Origin of the sequence: Rhodococcus sp. NPDC077669 (genome assembly GCF_040686915.1) — a bacterium.
Lineage (GTDB): Bacteria > Actinomycetota > Actinomycetes > Mycobacteriales > Mycobacteriaceae > Rhodococcoides > Rhodococcoides fascians.
This window is the reverse complement of the sequence record NZ_JBFBMD010000006.1, coordinates 1-24234: the sequence shown is the minus strand read 5'-3', so window position 1 is coordinate 24234 and position 24234 is coordinate 1. Positions and strand designations below refer to the sequence as shown.

Annotated in this window: 24 protein-coding genes; 16 read left to right on the top strand and 8 right to left on the bottom strand. The window is 65.4% G+C overall.

Annotated features, from left to right (window positions below; translation table 11 throughout):
* Nucleotides 1-9: 9 nt before the first annotated feature.
* The gene (locus AB0P23_RS09585) at nt 10-1122 is read right to left on the bottom strand and encodes a glycosyltransferase (protein WP_027495363.1); all 1113 of its coding nucleotides are present in this window, start codon (nt 1120-1122) and stop codon (nt 10-12) included.
* A 110-nt stretch (nt 1123-1232) separates the two neighbouring features.
* Between AB0P23_RS09585 and AB0P23_RS09580 the strand changes: the two genes are divergently transcribed.
* Nucleotides 1233-1622, top strand: a complete 390-nt coding sequence (locus AB0P23_RS09580) for a hypothetical protein (protein WP_027495362.1) — start codon at nt 1233-1235, stop codon at nt 1620-1622.
* A 3-nt stretch (nt 1623-1625) separates the two neighbouring features.
* Here AB0P23_RS09580 and AB0P23_RS09575 read toward each other — a convergent pair whose 3' ends face one another.
* From AB0P23_RS09575 to AB0P23_RS09560, 4 genes are read right to left on the bottom strand one after another with little or no spacing between them, the layout of a single operon-like run.
* Complete coding sequence (locus AB0P23_RS09575) at nt 1626-1844, bottom strand: hypothetical protein (protein WP_032367104.1); 219 nt, start codon at nt 1842-1844, stop codon at nt 1626-1628.
* 37 nt (nt 1845-1881) lie between these two features.
* Nucleotides 1882-2508 carry a response regulator transcription factor gene (locus tag AB0P23_RS09570; protein ID WP_027495360.1) on the bottom strand — a complete coding sequence of 209 codons (627 nt, stop codon included), beginning with the start codon at nt 2506-2508 and terminating at the stop codon, nt 1882-1884.
* A 35-nt stretch (nt 2509-2543) separates the two neighbouring features.
* Nucleotides 2544-3713: a DUF5931 domain-containing protein gene (locus AB0P23_RS09565; protein ID WP_057474410.1), complete on the bottom strand. Its 1170-nt coding sequence runs from the start codon at nt 3711-3713 to the stop codon at nt 2544-2546.
* A complete protein-coding gene (locus AB0P23_RS09560; protein WP_032367436.1) occupies nt 3700-4878 on the bottom strand; it encodes an AI-2E family transporter in 1179 nt (392 codons plus the stop codon). The genes AB0P23_RS09565 and AB0P23_RS09560 overlap by 14 nt, the downstream gene beginning before the upstream one ends.
* A 142-nt stretch (nt 4879-5020) precedes the next feature.
* Between AB0P23_RS09560 and AB0P23_RS09555 the strand changes: the two genes are divergently transcribed.
* The 12 genes from AB0P23_RS09555 to AB0P23_RS09500 all read left to right on the top strand — a co-directional run bounded on the left by AB0P23_RS09555 (nt 5021) and on the right by AB0P23_RS09500 (nt 16409).
* On the top strand, nt 5021-6496 hold the full coding sequence (locus AB0P23_RS09555; RefSeq protein WP_027495358.1) for an adenylate/guanylate cyclase domain-containing protein: 1476 nt from the start codon (nt 5021-5023) through the stop codon (nt 6494-6496).
* A 9-nt stretch (nt 6497-6505) separates the two neighbouring features.
* A complete protein-coding gene (locus AB0P23_RS09550; RefSeq protein ID WP_032392098.1) occupies nt 6506-7639 on the top strand; it encodes a YbhN family protein in 1134 nt (377 codons plus the stop codon).
* A 112-nt stretch (nt 7640-7751) separates the two neighbouring features.
* On the top strand, nt 7752-8303 hold the full coding sequence (locus AB0P23_RS09545) for a YceI family protein (protein WP_287454038.1): 552 nt from the start codon (nt 7752-7754) through the stop codon (nt 8301-8303).
* A gap of 253 nt (nt 8304-8556) precedes the next feature.
* Nucleotides 8557-8931 carry a DUF3054 domain-containing protein gene (locus AB0P23_RS09540; protein ID WP_032374801.1) on the top strand — a complete coding sequence of 125 codons (375 nt, stop codon included), beginning with the start codon at nt 8557-8559 and terminating at the stop codon, nt 8929-8931.
* Nucleotides 8932-9005: 74 nt separating this feature from the next.
* Complete coding sequence (nhaA, locus tag AB0P23_RS09535) at nt 9006-10382, top strand: Na+/H+ antiporter NhaA (protein ID WP_363797350.1); 1377 nt, start codon at nt 9006-9008, stop codon at nt 10380-10382.
* 79 nt (nt 10383-10461) lie between these two features.
* Nucleotides 10462-11715 carry an APC family permease gene (locus AB0P23_RS09530; protein WP_363797348.1) on the top strand — a complete coding sequence of 418 codons (1254 nt, stop codon included), beginning with the start codon at nt 10462-10464 and terminating at the stop codon, nt 11713-11715.
* A 31-nt stretch (nt 11716-11746) separates the two neighbouring features.
* Nucleotides 11747-12112, top strand: a complete 366-nt coding sequence (locus AB0P23_RS09525) for a metalloregulator ArsR/SmtB family transcription factor (RefSeq protein WP_032406048.1) — start codon at nt 11747-11749, stop codon at nt 12110-12112.
* Nucleotides 12109-13197: an ACR3 family arsenite efflux transporter gene (gene arsB, locus AB0P23_RS09520; RefSeq protein WP_032406047.1), complete on the top strand. Its 1089-nt coding sequence runs from the start codon at nt 12109-12111 to the stop codon at nt 13195-13197. Before AB0P23_RS09525 ends, arsB begins: the two co-directional genes overlap by 4 nt.
* Nucleotides 13197-13619, top strand: a complete 423-nt coding sequence (locus tag AB0P23_RS09515) for an arsenate reductase ArsC (protein ID WP_048317867.1) — start codon at nt 13197-13199, stop codon at nt 13617-13619. Before arsB ends, AB0P23_RS09515 begins: the two co-directional genes overlap by 1 nt.
* A complete protein-coding gene (locus tag AB0P23_RS09510) occupies nt 13616-14032 on the top strand; it encodes a low molecular weight phosphatase family protein (protein WP_363797346.1) in 417 nt (138 codons plus the stop codon). Before AB0P23_RS09515 ends, AB0P23_RS09510 begins: the two co-directional genes overlap by 4 nt.
* Nucleotides 14033-14037: 5 nt before the next feature.
* The gene (locus tag AB0P23_RS09505) at nt 14038-15093 is read left to right on the top strand and encodes an ArsO family NAD(P)H-dependent flavin-containing monooxygenase (protein WP_283550059.1); all 1056 of its coding nucleotides are present in this window, start codon (nt 14038-14040) and stop codon (nt 15091-15093) included.
* Nucleotides 15090-16409, top strand: a complete 1320-nt coding sequence (locus AB0P23_RS09500) for an FAD-dependent oxidoreductase (protein ID WP_363797345.1) — start codon at nt 15090-15092, stop codon at nt 16407-16409. The genes AB0P23_RS09505 and AB0P23_RS09500 overlap by 4 nt, the downstream gene beginning before the upstream one ends.
* Nucleotides 16410-16489: 80 nt before the next feature.
* Here AB0P23_RS09500 and AB0P23_RS09495 read toward each other — a convergent pair whose 3' ends face one another.
* The 3 genes from AB0P23_RS09495 to AB0P23_RS09485 form a co-directional block, all read right to left on the bottom strand.
* A complete protein-coding gene (locus AB0P23_RS09495) occupies nt 16490-17236 on the bottom strand; it encodes a sulfite exporter TauE/SafE family protein (protein WP_094651144.1) in 747 nt (248 codons plus the stop codon).
* A 32-nt stretch (nt 17237-17268) separates the two neighbouring features.
* A complete protein-coding gene (locus tag AB0P23_RS09490; RefSeq protein WP_287452496.1) occupies nt 17269-18930 on the bottom strand; it encodes an NTF2-like N-terminal transpeptidase domain-containing protein in 1662 nt (553 codons plus the stop codon).
* Nucleotides 18931-19037: 107 nt separating this feature from the next.
* The gene (locus AB0P23_RS09485; protein ID WP_287452491.1) at nt 19038-20867 is read right to left on the bottom strand and encodes a penicillin-binding transpeptidase domain-containing protein; all 1830 of its coding nucleotides are present in this window, start codon (nt 20865-20867) and stop codon (nt 19038-19040) included.
* A gap of 90 nt (nt 20868-20957) precedes the next feature.
* Here AB0P23_RS09485 and AB0P23_RS09480 point away from each other — a divergent pair, with 90 nt between their 5' ends.
* From AB0P23_RS09480 to AB0P23_RS09470, 3 genes are all read left to right on the top strand, one after another.
* Nucleotides 20958-21503 (top strand): hypothetical protein, encoded by a 546-nt coding sequence (locus AB0P23_RS09480; RefSeq protein ID WP_032374791.1) that lies wholly within the window; start codon nt 20958-20960, stop codon nt 21501-21503.
* Between the two features lie 133 nt (nt 21504-21636).
* Nucleotides 21637-23256 carry an ATP-binding cassette domain-containing protein gene (locus tag AB0P23_RS09475; RefSeq protein ID WP_363797343.1) on the top strand — a complete coding sequence of 540 codons (1620 nt, stop codon included), beginning with the start codon at nt 21637-21639 and terminating at the stop codon, nt 23254-23256.
* A 64-nt stretch (nt 23257-23320) separates the two neighbouring features.
* Nucleotides 23321-24106: an alpha/beta hydrolase gene (locus AB0P23_RS09470; RefSeq protein WP_363797342.1), complete on the top strand. Its 786-nt coding sequence runs from the start codon at nt 23321-23323 to the stop codon at nt 24104-24106.
* Nucleotides 24107-24234: the final 128 nt, after the last annotated feature.

Here is a 24234-nt window from a genome sequence, read left to right as displayed (position 1 = left end):
GCGAAGTTCTCAGGCGGCGTGCCCGCGGAGAACCGACAACATTCCGTGTACCGATGCGGGCCAGCCGAACTCTTCGGCGCGTACCCTCGCCGCGATCCGGCGTCCGTCGGCCGGAAGTCGAAGCAGCCGTTGGATTTCCGCTGCGAAGCCGTCGGCGGTGTTGATCGAGGATCCACCGCATTGCGGGGTGACGATCTGGGCCAGTGCCGAGGTTTCGGAGACGACGACGGGCGTGCCCGCGGCGAGCGATTCCAATGCCGCGAGGCCGAATGTCTCGTGCGGCCCCGGCGCGAGAGCGATGTCTGCCGAGGCGAGCAGCTCGGCGACGGCCGACCTGCCGTCGACGAAGCCGAGGAAGTCGACAGGCAGCCCGCGGGCGCGTCGTTCGAGGCCCGCTCGTCGGGGGCCGTCGCCGGCGATGACCAACCGAGCCCGCATACCCGAATCGCAGAGCGCGGCAAGCGAATCGATGCTGGTCTCGACATGCTTTTCCACCGACAGTCGGCCGCAGTGGACCAGCAGCCGGTCGGCGCTACCCAGCCATGCCGAGCGCGCGCCGGCTCGGCGTCGTCGGGGATGGAACAGCTCGAGATCGACGCCGAGCGGGACTCGATGGACGTTGGGCGTTCCGATTCGATCGAATTCCTGCTGTGCGAACTCGGTGGTGCAGACGACGGCGTCGTACGACTCGGCAGTGCGTCGGTTGGCCGCGTCGGCGAGGGGCCGGGCGTATCGCATCGGCATCGTCTGAGCCAGCAGCCGGTCGAGACGCTCGTGGGAGATCATCACGCTGCGGATGTCGCGCCGCGACGCCCACCTGCCCATTCCGCGCAGGGTCAGCCGGTCCGACACTTCGATCACGTCCGGACGTAGACCCGACGCGATCGAGGCCACTCGTCGCGGGTCGGCCACACGGTAGCCGCCGGTGAACGGAACTTTCGGCGCCGGCACCTCGACGCGCGTCACTCCCGACTGCAGCGTCGTCTCACTCCACCGGGCACCCGGCACGATCAGCGTCACGTCGTGACCAGCGGCCACGTAGCCCGATCCCAGCTGATCGACGGCCGTCCGCAAACCGCCGGACCGCGGCCCGTAGAAGTTCGCCAGTTGAACGATGCGCACCTGCTCAGTCTCTCCAGCCGGACGTCCACCCGATGCCACGGCGGTGGATGGTGACCGAACGTTCGGCGAATATCCGTGTGGAGACCGCTACCAGCGGGTAGGTGAGAGCTATGCGAGTGACACTGCAATCCACCGGCGACGCCCCGGCACCCGAGGTCTGGGAGCGTTACATGGACCCGACGGTCTGGAAGACCTGGGCTCCGCAGATCATGGGCGTCGAATACCGCGGTGAACGCCTCGACTCCGATACCTCCGGCCGAGTGCTGGGGCCGTTGGGGGTGCCGATCGACTTCGAGGTGCACTCGGTGGACGAACACTCGTGGACGTGGGCGTGGTCGGCATGGTTCCAGAACCGAGCCATCGGCGTGGATCTGACACACGGAGTCGTCTCACGACCCAGTGGAACCAGGGCGTGGATCACCATCGACGGCCCGCTGCCGCTGGTTCTTCCCTACCTGCCGATCGCCAAATTCGCGCTCGGCAGGCTGTGTGCCCAGTAGGGGCTACTCGGACCGGGTGACGGTCTTCTCGTCGCTCTTGTCGGCCACTTCGGTCGGCTCGGGCGTCGGAAGCTCGGACTCCTCGCCCGACCCGTCCAGATGGCCGTCGAATTCGTCGATGGCCTCGGCGCGCTCGTCACCGGTCTGATCCTGGTCGGCGTCGACGCCCTTCGTGTGCTCGGCCGGATCGACTGTCGTGTCCACTGCTTCGTTGTCGGTCATGGGGTCAAGAGTGCCCGTCGGGCCGGGTCGCAAACCCCTACAGACCCTTTTCGATGGCGTACCGGGTCAATTCGACGCGGTTGGCCAGCTGCAGTTTTCGCAGTGTCGCCTGCACGTGGTTCTCGACCGTCCGGTGGCTGAGCGTCAAACGGGTCGCAATCTGCTTGGCGCTGAGCCCTTTTGCGACCAGTCTGAGCACCTCGGTCTCGCGCTCGGTCAACGTGGGGCGGGTATCGGACTCCGGCTCCGGTGACGACGACATCCGCCGGAATTCGCCGAGAACCAAACCGGCCAGACCCGGGGTGAACACCGCTTGTCCGGCTGCGGTAGCGCGGACGGCGTCGAACAGTTCCTCCGCCGAGGCACTCTTGACGAGGTAACCCGTCGCACCTGCCTTGATCGCGTCGAGCACGTCGCTGCGTTCCGCCGATGCCGAGAGCACCAGAATCGTGGATTTCGGGGACGCGTCCAGCACTGCGACGGTGGCATCGGCACCGTTCCCGTCGGGCAGATGCATGTCCATGAGGACGACGTCGGGAGTGGTCGCTCGGGCGCGGCGTCCGGCCGCGGCTACTCCGTCCGCGGTGGCGACCACCCGAAATCCGGCGGCCTCGAGATCCCGGGCGACGCCGTCACGCCACATGGGGTGATCGTCGACGACCATCACCGCGATCTCGGCGTTCGGATTCTCGTCGCCGGTCATCTCGCTCCTCTCGTTCGCGGAACCCGAATTTCCCATTCGGTGCCCTCGCCCTCTCCGGTGTCGAGTATCGCAGTACCGCCGAGAGATTCGACCCGGCCGAGGATGGACTTCGAGACGCCCATCCGGCCCTCGGCCTCGGCGGCGGCGAGCCGTCCGGCGGGTATTCCGCGGCCGTCGTCACGAATGCTCAGGATCAGCTCTCCGTCGACGTCTTCGAGCAGTACGTAGGCCTTCGCATCGGCACCTGCGTGAAGTTCGACGTTGGACAGGGCAGTGGTCACGACGGCAGCGAGCTCGTCGGCGACGTCGGATTCGACGAGCACCGGGTCGGCGGGAGTCGACACCGAGATCGACGTGCCGGCCTGGGTGCGCAGCAGGGCGCGCACGTCGACGATCGATCCGGTGTGATCGTCGCGCGGAGCCGACTGTTCGGAGATCAGCACGCGCAGAGCGACTTCCTGCTCACCGGCGAGCTCGGCGAGTTCGGCTGCCGGACCGCCTATTTCGAGACCTCGACGGCGGACGAGGGCCAGCACCTGCAGAACCCCGTCGTGCACCTGTCGGGCCAGCCGCTCACGCTCCTCGGTGATCGCGGCCAACCGTGCCGCACTGCGCAATTCCTCGTGGGCGCGCCGGGCGGTGTTCGACGCCAATCCCAACGCGAGCCCGGCCGACAGCAGCACCGGGGCGGTGGCGTCCGACCACAGGTCGGTGTCGAACCTGTCTCGTACCAGGGCACTGACCAACGACATCACCACACCCGAGGCGATACCACCCTTGGGCCCCAACAGAATTGCGGCGGAGATGACGGCGTTGGTGGCCCACAGGGTGGTGGGCAGGGTCTGGCGGGTGCTGTACCAGTCGTAGTCGGCCACCAACCGCGTCGACGCCATCAGGGCGATCACGATGATCTGATCTGCGAGCACCACCTGCCAGCGCGGCAGGGTGGCCCTCGAGAGCAGGAGTGCCGAAGCTCCGGACCATACGGCCATCAGGGCGACCAACGCCCAACTCAGCCGCGGGTTGGTGTAGTTGTCGACGGTCGCGGCCTGATAGCTGACGGCGTACACGAGAGTGACCAGGCGGAAGGCCTGCGAGGCCCGCCACAGCGGGCTGTCGGGATCGGCCGAGTTCAGCGTCGGCCGCACTCGGTCAGTCGTCCGCATCGGTCTTCGGGTCTGCAGTGTTCAGCTCCCCCTTGGCAAGTCGATCGGGCTCGGACGAACCGGGAGGAGTGTCCGGGTCGCTGGGTTCGGCGGAGTACAGCGTGTCGCTGACATCGAGTTCTTCGTACACCTCGTCGGGGTCGTCGGCGAGCAGCGACCGGACGGCGGTGTTGAGCACCGCAACGATCGGGACCGCCAGCAAGCCGCCGACGATGCCCGCGAGCAGAATGCCGACGGTGATGGACAGCACGACGGCCAGTGGGTGCAGCCGAACGGCGCGGCCGAGCAGAAGTGGCTGCAACACATGGCCTTCGAGCTGCATGACCGCTATCACGATGCCCAGGGTGATGACGGCGGTGATGAGCCCCTTCGTCACCAGCGCGATGAACACTGCGACGAATCCGGTCAGCACGGCACCGATGATCGGTATGAATGCGCCGATGAACACCAGCGAGGCCAACGGAAGTGCCAGCGGTACACCGAGAATGGCGAGCCCGGCTCCGATGCCCACCGCGTCGGCTGCGGCGACGGCCACCGTCGCGCGGACGTATCCCACGAGCGACCCGAAACCTTGGATGCCGGCTGTGCGAATCTTCTTGCGCGCCTTCGTCGGTGCCAGCCGGGTGACGAACTGCCAGATCTGATCACCGCCGTACAGGAAGAAGATCAGCGTGAACAGCGTCAGCAGCGCCCCGGTCAGAATTTCGCCGATCACCGTCGCCGTGGTCAATGCCCCACTGGTGACGGCCTCCTGGTTGTCCTGGATGACCTTGACCAGATTGTCGGTCGCTTGCCGAATCTGGTCTTCGCTGATGTGCAGCGGCCCGTTGCTGAGCCACTCCTCGACGCTGTTGATCGATTGAGTGAACTGATCGCCCACCTGCGGCAGCCCCTCGATGAACTGCTCGACGATGAACGTCATGATTCCGGCGACGACGCCGATGCTGGCGATGATCACGATGATCACCGCAGCGACACGCGGCACTCCCCGGCGCTGCATCCAGTCGACGATCGGCACCAGGAGAGCGGCCGCCAGCAGCGCCAGACCCAGCGGGATGACCACCGTGCTCAATTTCGCAATCACATAGGCAAAAGTGATGAATCCGGCAAACAGGACCAGCAGTCGCCACGTCCATTCCGCCCCAACCCGTACCAGCGGGTGCACCGAATCTGCGGCCGAAGTGAGGCGCGGGGACGCCCCCGTACCTTGCGCCCGCAACTCGTCGGTGCTCACCCGCTAAATTTAACCTGTGCTGGCATCTTTCCGAGCGGTCTCGCTCACCCTGAAGAGTCGCTGGCCGCTCTATATGCTCTCGATGCTCATCGCCAACGTCTTCGGCGCAGTTCTGGTCTTCGCCTTCGTTCGCTACGGTCTGCCCATTCCGGAGTCGCAATCGATCGTCGCCGATCGCGTCCGCAACGTGTACATCTTCGGTGCGTATCTGGGTGTTGCCCTGGTGGTCAGCCTGATCTACGCGTACACACTGCTGCGCTCGGTCATCAGGTGGCAGCTTCGCGGCGGCCCGCCCACCCGCAAGGAACAGATGACGACGCTGCACGCGCCGCTGCGTCAAGCCATCGTGCACCTGATTCTGTGGATCATCGGCGGCATCATCTTCGTGCTGCTGACCATCGCGGAGATGCCGTCGCTGTCCATCGCCGTCATCGTCACCGTCGGTATGGCCGCCACCGTCACCTTCGGTTTCACCTACATGCTCGGCGAACGCATCCTGCGCCCGGTCGCCGCATTGGCACTGAGCGAAGGCCGCTTCGATCGCACGATGACGCCCGGCGTCGGTACCCGCATGGCCATGACGTGGGGACTGGGCACGTTGATGCCCGTCATCGGCATCATCTTGCTGTGTGCCACCCAGCTGACGACCGACCTGGTGTTCTCGCCGAACGCACTGGCCGTGGCCATCATCCTGCTCAGTGTGCTGGCCATCGTGCAGGCCTTCGTCCTGTCGATGCTCACGGCGAGCCAGATCTCCGACCCGATCAGCCAACTGCACAACGCCATCGAACGCGTGCAACGCGGCGAGACCGACGTCGAGGTCGACGTGTTCGACGGCAGCGAGATCGGTCGCCTCCAGGTCGGCTTCAACCGCATGATGGAGGAATCCGCCGAGCGACGCGTGCTGCGTCAGCTGTTCGGCCAGCACGTCGGCGAGGACGTGGCGCGTCGAGCACTGCAGTTCGGTACCGAGCTGGGCGGCGAGACACGATTCGTCGCCGTGCTGTTCGTCGACATGGTCGGATCCACCGCCACCGCGTCGGAACGCCCGCCGAGTGAGGTCGTGGTGTTGCTCAACGAGTTCTTCCGGGTGGTCGTCGACGTCGTCGGACGCCACCACGGCTTCGTCAACAAATTCATGGGCGACGCGGCGCTGGCGATCTTTGGGGCGCCGCTCGACCGTCCCGACGCTCCCACCGCGGCCTTGGCCGCGGCGCGTGAACTGCGTTTCGCTCTGGACGAGATCACCGGACTCGACATCGGCATCGGGGTGTCCGCGGGCCTGGCCGTCGCCGGCAACATCGGCGCGTCCGAGCGCTTCGAGTACACGGTCATCGGAGACCCGGTCAACGAGGCGTCGCGGCTCACCGAACTGGCGAAACTGCGGCCCGGACGCGTTCTGGCATCCACCTCGGCCCTGTACTTCGCCGACGACGAGGAGCAGGAACAGTGGGAGTTGGGCGACCAGGTGCAACTGCGTGGCCGACGACGGGCAACCCACCTGGCCTGGCCGGTGGAGTATCCCGACTCCCCCTCGAGTGACGGTTAGTCTGACAGGATGCCCGACCCCAGCTCGACCAGCGGACCCGCAGCGCGGCGCCCGCGAAACCGGCTGAGATGGGTCAAGTGGATCGCCGCAATCGCCCTGGTCGCTCTGCTGGTGGGCGAGGCAATTTACCTGTGGCCACGGCTGCACGAATCCTGGACAGCAGTACGAGAAATCCATTGGGGCTGGCTGGCTGCGTGCGTAGTTGCCCAAGCCGTGTCGCTCAGCGCGTTCGGCCGAGTCCAGAAGCAGCTGCTCGACGCGGGCGGCGTACAGGTGCGTCAACGCAAGTCCGTGGCCGTCATCTACGGCAGCACCGCGATGTCGCTCACTCTGCCCGCCGGCCAGGTGTTCTCGACGGCCTTCACCTACCGCGAGACCCGGCGCTGGGGTGCGAGTCCGGTTGTCGCCTCGTGGCAGCTCGCCATCTCCGGCGTCATCGCCGCAGCCGGGTTGGCAGTGCTCGGCGTTGCCGGCGGACTGGTGGTCGGTAGTTCGTTCAACACCTTCACCGTGGTGCTCCCGATCATCGGCGTCATCGCGATCGTGGCCGCTGTCCGATACATCTCGAACCACCCGGAGTCCATCAAACAGTTCGCCCGCTGGGGTCTGCGCAAGTACAACGCGTTCCGCAACCACGATCTCGACGCCGGAGCCGAGGCCATCGACAAGGTCATCGGCCAGATCCAATCCGTACAGCTCGGCAAACGGGACGGCGCGCTCACACTGTCCTGGTCGGCCGTGCACCGGCTCGCGGACGTCGCGTGCCTGGCGTTCGCATGTTTCGCCGTCGGCGCAGATCCACGGCTGTCCGGGCTGTTCATCGCATTCGCGGCGGGCAAGGCCGTCGGATCCGTCCCGCTCGCACCCGGTGGTCTGGTGGTCGTCGACGCCACCCTCATCGCGTTCCTGACCAGCGCCGCGTCCATCACCGCGTCGCAGGCAGTGGCGTCGGCCCTGGTCTATCGCGGGGTCAGCTTCATCTTGGTCGCCATCGTCGGGTGGATCGTGTTCCTCGTCCTGTTCCGTAAGCACCAGCACGCCGATCTCGAATTCGACATCGCCCTCGAGCGGCAGGAGACCTCCGATCTCGGCCGAGCCGCCGAGCACGATCGCGACTCCAAAGGCGATCCGGAGACCGCCTAGCCCCGTGCTGTTCGGTATGGCATCCGTCACTGTCCGTTCACCCGGAATATATACGGACCCCGGTCCGCTTGTGTACTATGAGTTTGAAACTTCAACCCAACAAGGAGTCCTCATGACCACCGCCATCGCGCTTCCCGAGCTCACCGCAGGCACCTGGGCCATCGATCCCACCCACTCCACCGTCGGATTCACCGTCCGCCACCTGGTGGTCAGCAAGGTCCGCGGCCGTTTCCAGAACTTCAGCGGCACTGTCACCGTCGCCGCCGACGGCACCCCGTCCGTCGACGCCAAGATCGACGTCACCTCGATCACCACCGACAACGAGCAGCGCGACGGCCACCTCAAGACTGCCGACTTCTTCGAGGTCGAGAAGTTCCCGACCGCGACGTTCAAGTCCACCTCGGTCAAGGCCGACGGCGGAGACTTCGTCGTCACCGGAGACTTCACCCTCCACGGCGTCACCAAGTCCATCGACCTCAAGCTCGAGTTCAACGGCGTCAACGCCGGCATGGGCAACGGACCGGTCGCAGGCTTCGAAGCCAGCACCACCATCAACCGCAAGGACTTCGGCATCAGCATCGACATGCCCCTCGAAGGCGGCGGCGCAGTCGTCGGCGACAAGATCGCCCTGAACCTCGACATCGAGGCCGGCCTGCAGGCGTAAGTTTCACCCCCGCCTCCCGCCCCCGCCTTCCGGATTCACCCCTCCCCTTCCGGATTTACCCCTCCCCTTCCGGATTCACCCCTCCCCTTCCGGATTCACCCCTCCCCTTCCGGATCAATGCGCCTTTGTTGCAGTCCAACCGACTGAAACCCACATTGATCCGGACCTGGGGGGCGGGATCCAGTGGCATCGAACGGCCCGCACCTGCACTCGTAGGCGCGGGCCGTTCGCGTCGGTGTCCTACAGTGGGCCCGTGAAGTTTCGTTCCCCGGCCGTCGCTGCCGTCCTCGATCTCGTCATGATCGTGCTGTTCGCCGCGATCGGCCGTCGCAGTCACGACGAAGCCACCGCGCTGTCCGGCCTCTTCCACACCGCGTGGCCGTTCGTCGTCGGTGCCGCTGTCGGCTGGATCGCGACGTTCGCTCTGTACCGCAACAAGTTCGACGCGTTCCTCGTTCTTCCGACGGGCATTCTGGTGTGGGTGACCACGGTCGTCGGAGGCATGATCCTGCGCACGGCGACAGGTCAGGGAACCGCTACCGCGTTCATCATCGTTGCGACGATTTCGACCGCGGTTCTGCTGCTCGGTTGGCGCGCGATCGCCAGATTCATTCCCTCGGTTCGGTGACAGGGACCTTTTCGCGATAGGATCATCCACGGTGCGCCGGGAAGTCTGGTCGGCAATTGTTCTGTGCTGCGCACATGTCCGCCTACTCGGCGGACGCGCTCAGCACGACGTTGCTACCGAAAGGCGTTGTTCCCGTGTCTGATTCACCGATTCCCAAAGAGAGATTGCCGCTGTTCTCTCGCGGTTCCTGGTCCGAGGCCGACCGCATCGCACAGGTCTTGCGCAAAGAGACCGTCGGCGGCGCATTGCTTCTCGTTGCCACCGTGGTCGCGCTCGTGTGGGCCAACTCACCGTGGTCCGCCGCCTACGACACATTGATGAGCACTCGCGTCGGGCCGTCGGCCCTGCATCTCGATCTGACTCTGTCGACGTGGGCCGCCGACGGGCTGTTGGCCATCTTCTTCTTCGTCGTCGGACTCGAACTCAAACGCGAGTTCGTTGCCGGTGATCTGCGCGATCCGGCACGCGCCGCATTGCCGGTGGCCGCGGCCGTCGGCGGAATGGTCGTTCCCGCAGTCATTTTCGTGCTGTTCAACCTCGGCACCGGGGATGGCGCTCTGCTCGGCTGGGCCATTCCCACCGCGACCGATATCGCGTTCGCCGTGGCCGTTCTCGCTGTGATCAGCACGCATCTGCCGACAGCGCTGCGAACCTTCCTGCTGACTCTGGCCGTGGTCGACGACCTTTTGGCCGTCAGCGTCATCGCGATCTTCTACACCGACGACATCAACTTCATCGCGCTCGGCCTGACGCTGATCCCGCTCGCGCTGTTCGCCGTCGCCGTGCAGATGCGCGTCCGCTCGTGGTGGGTGCTCATCCCGCTGGCCGTGGTGACGTGGGTGCTCATGCACGAGTCGGGTGTCCACGCCACCGTCGCGGGCGTTCTGCTCGGCTTCGCCGTCCCGGTGATCCGGAGCAAGGCGAACGGTGGCCCCGATGCGGGCCCCGGTCTCGCCGAGCATTTCGAGCACAAGATCCGACCCATCTCCGCGGGTATCGCTGTGCCGCTGTTCGCCTTCTGTGCAGCCGGTGTGACTGTCGGCGGCTTCTCCGGCCTGGCCAGCGCCCTGACCGACCCGATTGCCATCGGCATCATCGCCGGCCTCGTCATCGGCAAGGCCATCGGCATCTTCGGCACCACCTACCTGGTCTCGCGCTTCACCCGGGCCACCCTCGATGCCGGCTTGAAATGGCTCGACGTCTTCGGCGTCGCGATGCTCGCCGGTATCGGTTTCACGGTGTCGCTGCTGATCGGCGATCTGGCATTCGGTGAAGGAACAGAGCGCGACGACCACGTGAAGGTCGGTGTGCTCGCCGGTTCGATCATCGCAGCGTCCATCGCGTCGATCATTCTGCGTACCCGCAACAAGGCGTACCGGGACTTCTACATCGAAGAGACCCGCGACGACGACCACGACGGAATTCCGGACGTGTACCAGCAGAAGAAGTAGACCGCGGCCGACATCTGGCCTGTTGCCACTGGTGTAGGGCCTCTACAGTTGTCGCCGTGATCGACATCCGGGTCCAGGCATGACCGACCCACAGCCGCTGGCCCGTCGACTGGGCCTTGTCGATGCAATCGTCATCGGTGTCGGCTCGATGGTCGGGGCGGGAGTGTTCGCGTCGTTCGCTCCCGCGTCGGCCGCAGCGGGTGCCGGCTTGCTGATCGGCCTCGCCATCGCGGCTGTCGTCGCGCTCTGCAACGCAACGTCGTCCGCGCAACTCGCCGCCCAGTATCCGACGTCGGGCGGGACGTACATCTACGGTCGCGAACAACTCGGTGAGTGGCCCGGCTTCCTCGCCGGCTGGACCTTCGTCATCGGCAAGACCGCAAGCTCAGCGGCCATGGCGATGGTGTTCGCGGCCTACGTCGCCCCTTCCGGCTATACGAAAGTCGTTGCGATTCTTGCCATTGTTGCGTTGACGGTGGTGAACTACTTCGGTATCACTCGCACGGCGCTGCTGACGAAGATCCTCGTCACCGCGGTGCTCGCCATCCTCGTCATCGGGGTGGTTCTGGGCTTCGCCGGCTCGCCGGGCAACGGCATCGGCGCTTCGGGATCCCTCACCGGGGACGGCTGGTACGGAATTCTGCAGTCCGCGGGATTGCTGTTCTTCGCCTTCGCCGGCTACGCGCGCATCGCCACCCTCGGCGAGGAAGTGGTGCGGCCCGAGCGCACCATTCCACGGGCCATCGTCTCTGCACTCGGCATCGCGTTGCTGATCTATGCAGCGGTTGCCGTGACATTGTTGACGGTATTGGGCCCGGACCTACTGGCCTCGTCGTCGGCTCCGCTGGTCGATCTCGTTGTGACGTCAGGGTATTCGTGGGCATCACCTGTCATGCGCATCGGTGCCGGACTGGCCGCGCTCGGAGCGTTGCTGGCCTTGATCGCCGGTATCGGACGCACGTCGTTGGCGATGGCCCGCCACCATGATCTGCCGTCGTATCTGACTGCGGTCCACCCTCGCTACTCGGTGCCGCACCGGGCCGAGATCACTCTGGCGGCGATCGTCAGTGCCGCAATCCTGCTAGTGGATCTTCGTGACGCCATCGGCTTCTCGTCCTTCGGAGTGCTGCTGTACTACCTCGTCGCCAACGTCAGCGCGTACACCCAGGGCACCGAACACCGACGCTATCCGCGCCCCCTGCAGGCGCTCGGAGCGCTCGGGTGCCTGGTTCTCATTGCCACGCTGCCCTTGTCGTCGATCGCGATCGGCACCGTTGTGACACTGCTCGGCGTCCTCTACCGTCTGGTCCGGGTTCAGCGACTGTTCACTTGACGGCTGATTCGACAAGGGTCAATATAGACCAATGTCGAATCAAGACCTGACCTCCTCGGCCGGCGCATGCTGTTCGCCGCTCGTCCACGAACCGCTGACCGTGGACTGGGCCGGGGATCTGGCCCGCATGTTCAAGGCGCTGGGCGATCCTGTGCGCCTGCGGTTGCTCAGCCTCGTCGCCAGCCATGCCGGCGGCGAAGCGTGCGTGTGTGACATCTCCCCCGCTTTCGACCTGTCGCAACCGACGATCTCCCACCACCTCAAGGTGCTCCGCGAAGCCGGGCTGCTCGACTGTGAGCGACGCGGAACCTGGGTCTACTACTGGGTCGTTCCAGCTGCTTTGCAACAACTGTCGTCGGTACTCACCGCCGCGGACCCCACGGTGGTCGCGGTATGAGCACCACCACGGACACCGCCGTCGTCGGCAAACTCTCCACGCTCGATCGGTTCCTCCCGGTGTGGATCGGTGTCGCCATGGTCGTCGGCCTGATCCTGGGGCGCATGGTCCCCGGGCTGAACGACGCGTTGTCGTCCATCTCCGTCGACGGGGTGTCGCTGCCGATCGCCGTCGGCCTGCTCATCATGATGTATCCGGTACTGGCCAAGGTCCGCTACGACCGCCTCGACACCGTCACCGGCGACAGGCGACTGCTGATCGGATCGCTCGTTCTCAACTGGGTCCTCGGACCGGCGCTGATGTTCGCTCTCGCATGGCTTTTCCTGCCCGACCTGCCCGAGTACCGGACCGGCCTGATCATCGTCGGCCTCGCTCGATGCATCGCGATGGTCATCATCTGGAACGACCTCGCCTGCGGAGACCGTGAGGCCGCGGCCGTGCTGGTGGCGATCAACTCGGTGTTCCAGGTCTTCATGTTCGCCGTCCTCGGATGGTTCTACCTCTCGGTACTGCCCGGCTGGCTCGGCCTGGAGCAGACCACGATCGAAGCGTCGCCGTGGCAGATCGCGAAGTCGGTGCTGATCTTCCTCGGAATCCCGCTGATAGCCGGATTTGCATCGCGCTTCTTCGGTGAACGCGCCAAGGGTCGTGCGTGGTACGAGGAGAAGTTCATCCCCAGGATCGCCCCGTGGGCTCTCTACGGGCTGTTGTTCACCATCGTCGTTCTCTTTGCGCTGCAGGGTGATCGGATCACCTCACAGCCCTGGGACGTGGTGCGCATCGCGCTGCCTCTGCTGGTCTACTTCGCGGTGATGTGGGGCGGCGGTTACGCACTCGGTGCCGCCATGGGCCTGGGCTACGAACGCACTACCACCCTCGCATTCACCGCTGCGGGCAACAACTTCGAGCTCGCCATCGCCGTCGCCATCGCCACCTACGGCGCAACGTCCGGGCAGGCACTCGCCGGGGTCGTCGGTCCGCTCATCGAGGTGCCGGTCCTGGTCGGCCTCGTCTATGTTTCCCTCGCCTTGCGGAAGCGGTTCTCCCCCAGCCTTTCCACGACCACGTCATCGAAGGATTCCTGATGTCCGACACACCCAGTGTTCTCTTTGTCTGCGTCCACAACGCCGGTCGATCTCAGATGGCCGCCGGATTTCTGACCCATCTCGCCGGCGATACCGTCGAGGTACGTTCTGCCGGTAGCGCTCCCGCGGACACCATCAACTCGGCAGCGGTGGAGGCCATGGCCGAGGTCGGTATCGACATCTCGTCGCAGTCGCCGAAGATCCTGACCACCGAGGCCGTCGAGACGTCCGACGTCGTCATCACCATGGGCTGTGGCGACGCGTGCCCGGTGTTCCCGGGCGTGAGCTACCGCGACTGGGCACTGGCCGATCCGGCAGGAAAAGGCGTCGAGGCAGTGCGCCCGATTCGCGACGAGATCAAGCGTCGGATCGAAGACCTGATCGCCGAACTGGTTCCAGCGAAGCAGAGTTCGGCATCATGACGACACCCAGCGTGCTGTTCGTCTGCGTCAAGAACGGCGGCAAATCACAGATGGCGGCCGGCCTGATGCGCAAGACGGTCGGCAATTCGGTCGAAGTGCACTCTGCCGGAACCGAACCCGGTTGCGCAGTCAACGCACTGTCCGCCGAGGCACTCCTCGAAGTCGGCGTCGATCTGTCGGGTGAAGTACCGAAACCGATCGACCCCGCTCTGCTCGCCCGGATGGACTACGTCGTCACCCTCGGCGGTGAGGCCAAGGTAGACGTGGTCGACGGCCCCAGATTCGAGAACTGGGACACCGACGAACCGTCCGAACGCGGTATCGACGGCATCGAGCGGATGCGTCTGGTGCGTGACGACATCGCGGGCCGCGTCGGAGAACTGGCATCCCGATTGCGCAGCGCGGAAACCTGATTCGAATGAACACCGAGGTGGTGGTGATCGGCGGCGGTCAGGCAGGACTGGCCGCCGGCTACTACCTGCGACGAGCCGGTCTGGACTTCGTCATCCTCGACAACCAGACGCACGCCGGCGGGTCCTGGCAGGACTACTGGCCGTCCCTGCATCTGTTCTCGCCGGCCGAGTACTCGCGACTACCCGGTTGGCCGATGCCGGAGTGGCACAGTGGTTTTCCGCCGGCATCGCATGTGGTGGACTACCTGCGGGCGTACGAGAAGAAGTACGACTTGCCGGTGCAGAGGCCCGTCGACGTGAAGTCCGTGCATCGTACGACCGAGGGCTATCGAGTCGACACCGACGGCGAGTCGTACGGTGCCGCAGCAGTCGTCAGTGCGACGGGAACGTGGTCTCGGCCGTTCTGGCCGAGCTACCCGGGCATGCGTGAGTTCGGTGGGACCCAGCTGCATGCCGCTGACTACCGAACGCCGGATCAGTTCGTGGGCAAGCGAGTGGGCATCGTCGGCGGCGGAAACTCGGCGGCGCAGATACTCGCCGAGATATCCACGGTCGCGCAGACCCTGTGGTTCACCAACCGCGAGCCGAGGTTTCTGCCCGATGACGTCGACGGTCGGGTGCTGTTCGATGTCGCCAGCGATCGGTCCCGCACTCTGGCGGCAGGCGGGCCCGATACCGGAGGGGTCGCCGGTCTGGGCGACATCGTCATGGTCCCGCCGGTGCGGGAGGCCAGGGATCGCGGAGTGCTGCACGCCCGGCCGATGTTCACCGCGATCACCACCGACGGCGTCACCGACGGACATACGACGGAGAAGCTGGATGTAATCCTCTGGTGCACCGGATTCCGACCCGCACTGCGGCATCTGCAGCCGCTGCACCTGCACACCGAAGGATCGGGAATAGTGTTAAACGGCAATCACGTTCGCGGTGAACCGACGCTGGTGTTCCTGGGTTACGGCGACTGGACCGGCCCGGCCTCGGCGACGCTCATCGGCGTCGGCCGGACCGCACGCGCAGCAGTGGACACTCTCGTTCGACGAGGAAAGGTAGATCAGTCATGAACGAATACCCCGTAGTGGTGGTCGGCGCAGGCCCCATCGGTCTCGCTGCCGCGGCGCACCTGACCGAAACCGGTTCTGCCGTCATCCTTCTCGAACGTGGACCGTCGGCCGGATCGGCGGTGTCCGAATGGAATCACGTGCGGCTGTTCTCTCCGTGGTCCGAGGTCGTCGACCCGGCTGCCGCCCGACTGCTCGAACCCACCGGTTGGACTCCACCGGACGGCGACACCTACGCCACCGGACGCGAATGGGTGGAGCACTATCTCGCGCCCCTCGCTGCTGTGCTCGGCGATACCGTCCGAGTCGACTGCGAAGTGGTCGGCGTCGCCCGCCGTGGACGCGACCGCGTCGTCGACGCCGGACGCGACACCGAACCACTGTCGGTGCATGTTCGCCACTCCGACGGCAGCGAGGAACGCATCCTCGCTCGCGCCGTGGTCGACGCGTCGGGCACCTGGGGATCGCCGAATCCGTTGGGAAGCGAGGGACTTCCGGCCATCGGCGAGAAGGCCGCCGCCGACCGCATCGACTACCGAGTCCTCGATTTGACCGATCCGGCGATTCGCTCCCAGTTCGCGGGCAAGCACACCGTCATCGCCGGTAGCGGCCACTCCGCGCTGACCGCCATCATCACCTTCGCAGAGCTCGCCGCCGACGAGCCCGGCACGACGCTCACCTGGGCCGTGCGCCGAGGCGTCACCGCGGAGGTCTTCGGCGGCGGCGCGGCCGACGAACTCGCGGCGCGCGGCGCACTCGGCCAACGCGCGAAGAAGGCCGTCGACGACGGTTACCTCACCGTGGTCTCCGGATTTCGCACCGAAGCCGTTGCGGTGCAGGGTGATCGGCTCACCCTCGTGGGCGACGGCGGCACCCGTATCGAGAACGTCGACCGCGTCGTCGCACTGACCGGGTTCCGTCCGGATCTTTCGTGGTTGTCCGAAGTGCGCCTCGATCTCGATCCCACTCTGCAGGCACCGAAGTTCGTCGCCGAACTGGTGGATCCGAACATCCACTCCTGCGGCTCGGTGTCACCACACGGAGTCGAGGAGCTCACTCAGCCCGAGCCCGGCCTGTACCTGGTCGGCATGAAGAGCTACGGACGTGCGCCGACGTTTCTGTCGATGACCGGATACGAGCAGGTGCGCAGCATCGCCGCCGAACTGGCAGGCGATCACGAGGGCGCGCGAAAGGTGGAGCTGACGTTGCCCGACACGGGCGTCTGCGGTGGGGCCGGCCTGTTCGACGAGCCCGACGCCCCGACGACCGGTGGATGCTGCGGTGCCCCGGCGGCTCCGGAATTGATCGCGCAGCACTGATCTGACTGTCCACTATTTCGTTCCAGAAGCGGGATCGCGCCTCCCGGCTGAAATGGTGGACACTCAGATCACCTACGACGTCAGCCGAATGCCTGGTACCCCAACCAGCCGGCGAGGCCGAGTCCCAGAATGCCGACGCCGACGCGGAGCACGATCGGTGAGATCACCTTGACGGTCGGTGGCCCGCAGGCACCGCCGACGAAGCAGCCGATTGCGAGAGCCAGAGCGGCCCACCAGTTCACGTGGCCGGAGAACGAGAAGATGATCGCCGCAATGAGATTGGCGATGCCGAGGAAGAAGCTCTTCAGAATGCTTGCGCGCCAGAACGTATCGGACGTACAGATCAGCGCCAGGGCCAGGAAGATAACCCCGGCTCCGGCTCCGAAGTAGCCCCCGTAGATGGCGACGGCGAACAGCGCCAGCGGGTACAGCGTCGGAAATTGCTTGCCGCCGGACAGCGTTCGGATTTTCGGCTGCAGAAGCAGTGCAATCGCAGCCATCGCGACCAGGAACGGCACGATGACCTCGAACGATCCCTCCGGAGTGACGAGCAACAGGATGGCTCCGGTGGTCCCGCCGAGCGCCGAGTAGACGGCGTAGCGAATCAGCTGTTTGCCGTCCTTGGCGAGTTCGGCCGACGAGCTCGTAGTGGCACCCACTCCGGCAGCGACCAGCGCGACGGTGTTGGTGACGTTCGCCGAGACCGCGGGAAGCCCTACCGCCAACAGCGCCGGATAGGACACGAGGGATGCGAGCCCGGTGACGAACCCGATGAGGCCGGCGAAGAACCCGGCCACCACCAGTAGTCCGAAATCGAGCACAGTCACCGAACAAAACTACCGTGCCTAACGATCGAGCCCTATTCGACGGGGTTCGCCATCTCCTGCAGAAAGCGGCTCGTCATCCGCACTGCCTGATCTCCACCGTCGGCGTCCTCGATGTAGACGGCGAAGGCAACATCGCCACTGGTGGCGAGCACGAAGCGATCATCGCCGCTCTCCCCGGCAAATCCCTGGACGCCGTCGAACGTATCGAGACCACTGCTGTTCGACGATGCGGCCACGATCTCACGCAGGCGGGCTGCAGCGGCAGGGCCCATGGGCTCGGCCGCGCGGTCTGCCACTGCAGTCTGCCCGGCGACGATGGCCGGCGTGGGCGCGCTGCCGCGGGAGATCGCTGCTGCCATCTGGGCAAGTCCGAACGGTGTCACCGTCGCCTCGGCTCCGGATGCGGTGAAGACGTTCCGAATGCCGTCGATCGCGCTCCGGCTGTCGGCGGGGGTGCCGGTGTAGGCGTCGAGACCGGGCATCGCATAGTGAATTCCCAGACCCAGGCGTGCCGCCGCGTCTTCGGCACTGTCGTCGCCCCGGTCGGCCTGTACGGCTTTGATCAACTCCGACGCGGTGCCGGCCGGATAGGAGCCGGCGAACACCACGTCGCCCTGCTCGTTGGCGTAACTGTTCTGTGCCGCACCGAGTATCGCACCGGTCGACGTGGACACCGCCACGATCGACGCGGACGTACCCGCCATCACCACAGCGTTCTCGGCCGCGAGTTGGACGCGCGGATCGAGTGTTGCGTGCAAGTCCGGTCCGCCCGGTCCCTGGAATCCCACGCGTCGTTCACCGGTTCCGTCGACGGTGTAGGTGTCGACGGCCCAGCCTGCCGTGGCGTCGCGGCCGGATTGCCATGCGGCGCGCAGGGAGTCGAGCACCGGGGAGGTGATTCGACGGTCGTCGACGATGAGCTTCGGCTGCGGGGCGACCACCACTCCCGGCACCGCTCGCAGATCGTCCTCGAGAACGGCGAAGTCGTCGTCGCGCAGTGTCACTGCGGTGATCGGAGCTCCGTGGGCCGAATCGAGTTCCTTCAGTAGCGATTCGGAGGTGATCAGCGGCGCGACGACGTCGATGACATCGGCGAGTTGCTGAGTCGACGCCGCCGGATCACTCATCTGGGCGGGGTCGAGAGAGATGGCGTTGATGGTCCGCTCACTCATCAGCACGTTGTTCGCGGAATCGAAGATCAACGGCGGAGCGGCGTCGGTGCGGGTGTAGCGAACCGACCCGCCCGAGGTCAGATCCGGAACGAGCGTGGCCGGATCCCACGCGATACGCCAGCCGACACTGAGCTTCTTGGTTGCGCCCTGAGCGCTGTACTTCCAGTCCTTGCCCTCGCCGAAATTCCAGGCAGACGCGAGCGTGAAGAATCCGCTCTCGTCGGAGAGATCCATGTACTGAGTCAGGTCGAAGTCGCCCGTCGATCTACCGTCGGCCGACAAACCGTCGAACATCTGATTCAGAGCTGCCGTCGCGGCGTTCGGGTACGTCGTCAGTGCGGCCGCCGCCGCGACATCGCGGTTGTCCAGCGCGTCGACGAATTTGGAGACCAATACCTCGGCCTCGCTCGGTGGGCGGTCGACCATCCAGAACACGGCCGAGACCGACAGCGTCGCCGATGCTGCAACTGCGACGAGGTAGCGACCGCGGACCTTGCGCGGGCCACGACGGACACGACTCATAGAACTCATGAGTCACAATATTCACTGTAGTCACACGAGTAACAAGCACGGGATTCATACGAGCCGGTCACGATTGAGATACGGAGTGGTCCGTTTACCTCGGGCTGTTACCTCAGAAAGCGTCCCGCAGCCTCGATGGCGGGCGCCGAACTTCCCGCGTTGTTCACGAAGACTGCGAACGCGAGATCACCGGAGATCCCAACGAACCAGCCGTGCGCTCCTTCGTTGTTCGGCCCGAATTCGGCGGTTCCGGTCTTGCCGAGCAGCCCCGGAATGTCGTTCAGTGCCGTGGCCGTACCACCGGTGATGGTCTCGCGCATCATGGCCTTGATCTGCTCGGTGACCTGTGGGTTCACCGCTGCCGGCTGCATGTTTCCCACACCGGGCTTACCCGAGACGACCGTCGGCGGGAGCAATCCGTTGTTCGCGATCGACGACGCGACCAGCGCCATACCGAACGGTGACGCAGTCACCTGCCCTTGGCCGATGGCGGATTCGACGCGCTGCGCCGGGGTGTCGGCTGACGGCACCGAACCGGTGACGGTCGTCAGGCCCGGGGTCACGTAGTCGACGCCGAGGCCGTACTGCGCGGCCGCGTCGGTCAGACCGTTCGGCGGCAGGGCGACGCCGAGTCGGCCCATCGTCGTGTTGCACGATTTCGCGAAGGCAGTGTGCAGTGGAACGTCGCCGAGCGCGAAGTTGTCGTCGTTGGGAATCTGACGTCCCTCGATGTTTTCCGTCGCCGGGCACGGCAACACGGTGTCGGGGGTGACGGCACCGGATTGCAGAGCAGCCGAGGTGGTCACCGTCTTGAAGGTCGACCCGGGCGGGTAGAGACCGGTCAGAGCAATCGGGCCCTCCGCATCCGCTGCGGCGTTCTGCGCGACGGCGAGAACCTCTCCGGTAGACGGCCGAAGCGCGACGATCGCAGCCTGCTGCGGCACCGACGCCAGGGCGTTCTCGGCCTTGATCTGCAACGCCGAGTCGACGGTGGTCGCGATGTCGTCACCGGTGGAGGCATCGCGACCGGCAAGCTGGGTGACGGTGTTGTCGGCAGCGACCGATTGGATCGCCCAGCCCCGATTGGCCGCCTGCTCCTGTTCCCACAGCGTCGTCAGGTCGCTGAGAACCGGCGAGACAAGATTGCGATCGGTGGCCAGCAGCCGAGTCTGTGGTGCCAGGGTGACTCCCGGAACGGCCGCGAGCTGCGCTCCGATGGGATCGATATCCGCCTGACGGAGCGAGACTATGGTTGCTGAATTGCCTTGTGCAGCAGCAACGGACGACGCAACAGACTGGGCCGTGATCCCGGGAACGACGGATCCGACGAGAGCTGCGACGGCCACCGGATCGGCCGTCGCATCGACGTTGACGAGGGTGACGACCTGCTGCGACATGAGCTCGCCGCCGTTGGCATCGAAAACCCTGGGCGCGACGAGCGCGTCGGTCGGGGTGAATCGGACCGAGGAATCGGCCGTGAGTCCGGGGACCAAGATGGCCGGGTCCCAGGTGATCTTCCACCCTTGCGGAGTCTCTGCCGCGGTCGCAGACGTCGTGTAGTTCCACTCTTTCGGCTGGCCGTCCGGTTCCGCCGTGCCGTCGGTGGTGGTCGAGAAGCGCCAATCGGCGTTCAGCGTGAACGTGCCCGCATCCTCGTTCGCGTCGACAGCCTCGAAATCGGGAGTGGCGGTCACCGTTCCGCCGCCGGACAGCCCGTCGTACAGCTGGGTGAGCGCGGCGCTCGCGCCCGCGGGATCGGTCGTCAGCGCGGCTGCCTGATCGATGTTCGAGCTGCTGACGGCGGCCGCGAACTGCTCGGCGACAGTCTGCGGCTGATCGGGCCCGCTGTTTCCGCAGGCAGCGACCACCAGCGCCAGTACGGACACGATTGCGGCCAGAGTCGTCGGTCTTCTCGTTGTGCGCACGGAGTCGATCATGCCCCAGGCCTCCGACGAATCGGCGGTGGCGCGAACCCGAGATGGGGTGTAATCATGTAATCAGTATTACGAACCTACAGAGGAGTCACCATGAAACCCAATGGACGCTCGTTCGGTCGCCCCGGCGGCTGGCAGCACGCAGATGTTCCCGACGCCACCGATGCCGGCGACTGGTTCGGCGGCAGATTGCCCGACAGCTGGTTCGAGGGCACCGCGTCGGTCGAGGTGGATCGCGAAGAGATCGTTGTGGTCGGGACGTTGGCCACCGAGGAGGGCAGTTCACCTGCCGCCACCGAAGGCCGCATCGCCCGATTCCGAGAAGGCACCCGGGCCGAGCGCATGCAGATTGCCGACGAGGCCGAGAAGCGCTACGGACGCAAGGTCGCCTGGGGCGTTCGGACCGATTCCGAGGTAGTCCTATTCACCCATCTGGCCGTCCCGGTCATGACCCGCCTGCGTCAGCCCGAACGACGCGTCCTCGACACCCTCGTCGATGCCGGAGTCGCGCGGTCTCGTGCAGACGCTCTGTCGTGGGCCGTGAAGTTGGTCGGCGAGCACACGCAGGACTGGTTGGACGAACTGCGCGGAGCCATGTCGACAGTGGACGAACTACGCAAGAAGGGACCCTCGGTCTAAATCGCTTGCGAATTGCCCACGTTCGGCATTAGCGTGGAGATCGCCTTGTTGCCCACAGATTCGGAGAGGCCATTGCTCTTCCAAAGGTTCTAGACGCCTGCAGTTCGACCGCACGCACACCTTTGGAGCATCCATGCCTCATTCATCTTCCCTCTCTGTCTCCGATCTGACGTTCTCCTGGCCCGACGGCGACCCCGTGTTCGACGCGTTGTCGGCCATCTTCCCCAGCGGCACAACAGGTCTCGTCGGATCGAACGGTGCCGGAAAGTCGACCCTTCTGAGATTGCTCGCCGCAGAACTGACGCCGCAGCGCGGTTCGATCTCGATGCCCGGCGTCCTGGGTTATCTCCGTCAGGACATCGCACTCGACCCCGAGCTCCCGGTGGATCGCGTGCTGGCCATCGATTCGGTCCGAAAGGCATTGCATCGCATCGAATCCGGTACATCTTCCGAGGACGATTTCGCCATCGTCGGATCGGCCTGGGACGTCGAGGAGCGCGCCCTGGCGTTGCTGAACAAGCTCGGTCTGGGCGGCATCGTCGGCACCCTCGAAGACCTGGATCGACCGGTCGGCACGCTGTCCGGTGGCGAAGCGATGCTGCTGGCTCTCACCGCGCAGTTGCTCGCCGAACCAGACGTACTGCTGTTGGACGAGCCGACCAACAACCTGGGTCTCGTTGCACGAGAACGACTGTATGCGGCCGTGGACGGATACTCCGGGGTGCTCGTCGTCTGCAGCCACGACCTCGAATTGCTCGAGCGTGTCGATACCGTCGCCGAGGTCCGCGCCGAACGCAGCGGCACCTCCCGAGTACGCCTGTTCGGTGGAAACTACACGCACTACCGATCGGTGATCGACTCCGAACAGAAAGCCGCTCGGGCGAGCGTCCGAGACGCCAAGAACGACGTGCGCAAGCAGGAACGCGAATTGGTCGATACACAAATCAAACTGGATCGCAGGTTGCGCTACGGCAAGAAGATGGCGGAGCAGAAGCGCGTACCACCGGTCCTTGCGGGCCGACGCAAGCGGGCCGCACAGGAATCGGCCGGCAAACTACGCGGTACCCACGGCGACCGCGTCGACGATGCCCGAACGTCACTGTCTGCCGCCGAGGATCTCCTGCGCGACGACCGCGAGATACGCGTCGACCTGCCCGCAACGAAAGTTCATCCGGGACAGGTAGTTCTGACTCATGACGACGTTCACATCGTCGGTCCCGAACGCATCGCACTCGTCGGGCCGAACGGAAGCGGCAAAACCACCCTGCTGCGCAGTCTCGACGCCGCCGACGCCGAAGTGCCGTGGAAATACCTCCCGCAACGCCTCGACATCTTCGACGAATCACGCACCGTTGCCGAGAACATCGCCGACGTGGCCCCCCACGCCACCGCCGAACAGATCCGTGGACAACTGGCGCGATTCCTCTTCCGCGGATCCGACGCCGACGCCGTCGTCGCCACCCTCTCCGGAGGCGAGCGACTGCGAGCCGCACTGGCACGAATCCTGCTGGCCGAGCCTGCACCGAAACTACTGATGCTCGACGAGCCCACCAACAACCTCGACATCACCAGCCGCCAACACCTCATCGACGCACTGAACACATTCGAGGGTGCACTGATCATCGCCAGCCACGATCGCCCGTTCCTCGACGCGATCGCCCCTACCCGCACCATCGACCTGACGCCGATCGCCCAGCCCACCGACTCGGCCGACTCGGCCGAGGAAACACCCACCCGGGAGGAGTCAATGTGACGTTCGGTGGCCTTTTCGGGGGTCAATGTCACGTTGAGTGGACTTCCAGGGTCAGAATCGGAAGGTGGAATACGCCTCGAATGCAGATGATGGGACGCAGATCGCATACACGGTGGTGGGGTCCGGGCCGCCGTTGTTGATGGTGCACGGCAGTTTCCTGACGCACACGATTTGGCGGACGTTCGGATATGTGAAGGCGTTGCGCGGGACTCGGCAGCTCATACTGGTCGACAGTCGCGGTCATGGCCGCAGCGAGAAGCCCCATACTCCCGACGCCTATGCCATGGCCAATATCGTCGGAGATCTGACGGCGGTTCTCGACGCGGTCGGCGCTCCGACCGTCGACTATCTCGGCTATTCGTTCGGTGCGCGGGCCGGTCTCGCGTTGACGGCGGCGAGGCCCGAACGCGTGCGTTCACTCGCGGTGGGGGGCGGTAGTCACGGCGCTCAGGCGGGAGCGTTCGACAGGCTGTTCTTCCCGGGCTGCGCGGACGTGTTGGAGCGCAGCGGCATGGATGGGTTCCTCGAGGCGTGGAACGAGCACCGCATGTTCCCCATCGACCCGGGAACACGAGCGGTGTTCTCCGCCAACGATGCTCAGGCCATGGCCGCGTACATCCGAGCGTCCGACGCCGATCCCGGCCTACCCGACGACGTCCTGCAGCACTTCACGCAACCGTCGCTGTTCTACGTCGGCAGCGAGGATCGAACCCGGCTGGGCGACACCCGTGCCGCTGCCGCCCTGGTGCCCGACTCCGAACTGCACATCGTTCGCGGGTTCGACCATGCGACGACGATGGCCGCATCGGCCGAGGTGCTCGAATTCCTCGAGCGGTTCTGGGGCAACTGAGCTCAGTGTCCACAATTCGCCTGGAGAATCGGGATCCGGGCTGTTGCGATTTCGATTCGGCTTCCGTTGTGTGGTGTCGGACGGCGGAATCAGTGGGACCGCGGCCGGGCCACCGACCTCAGGTGAGT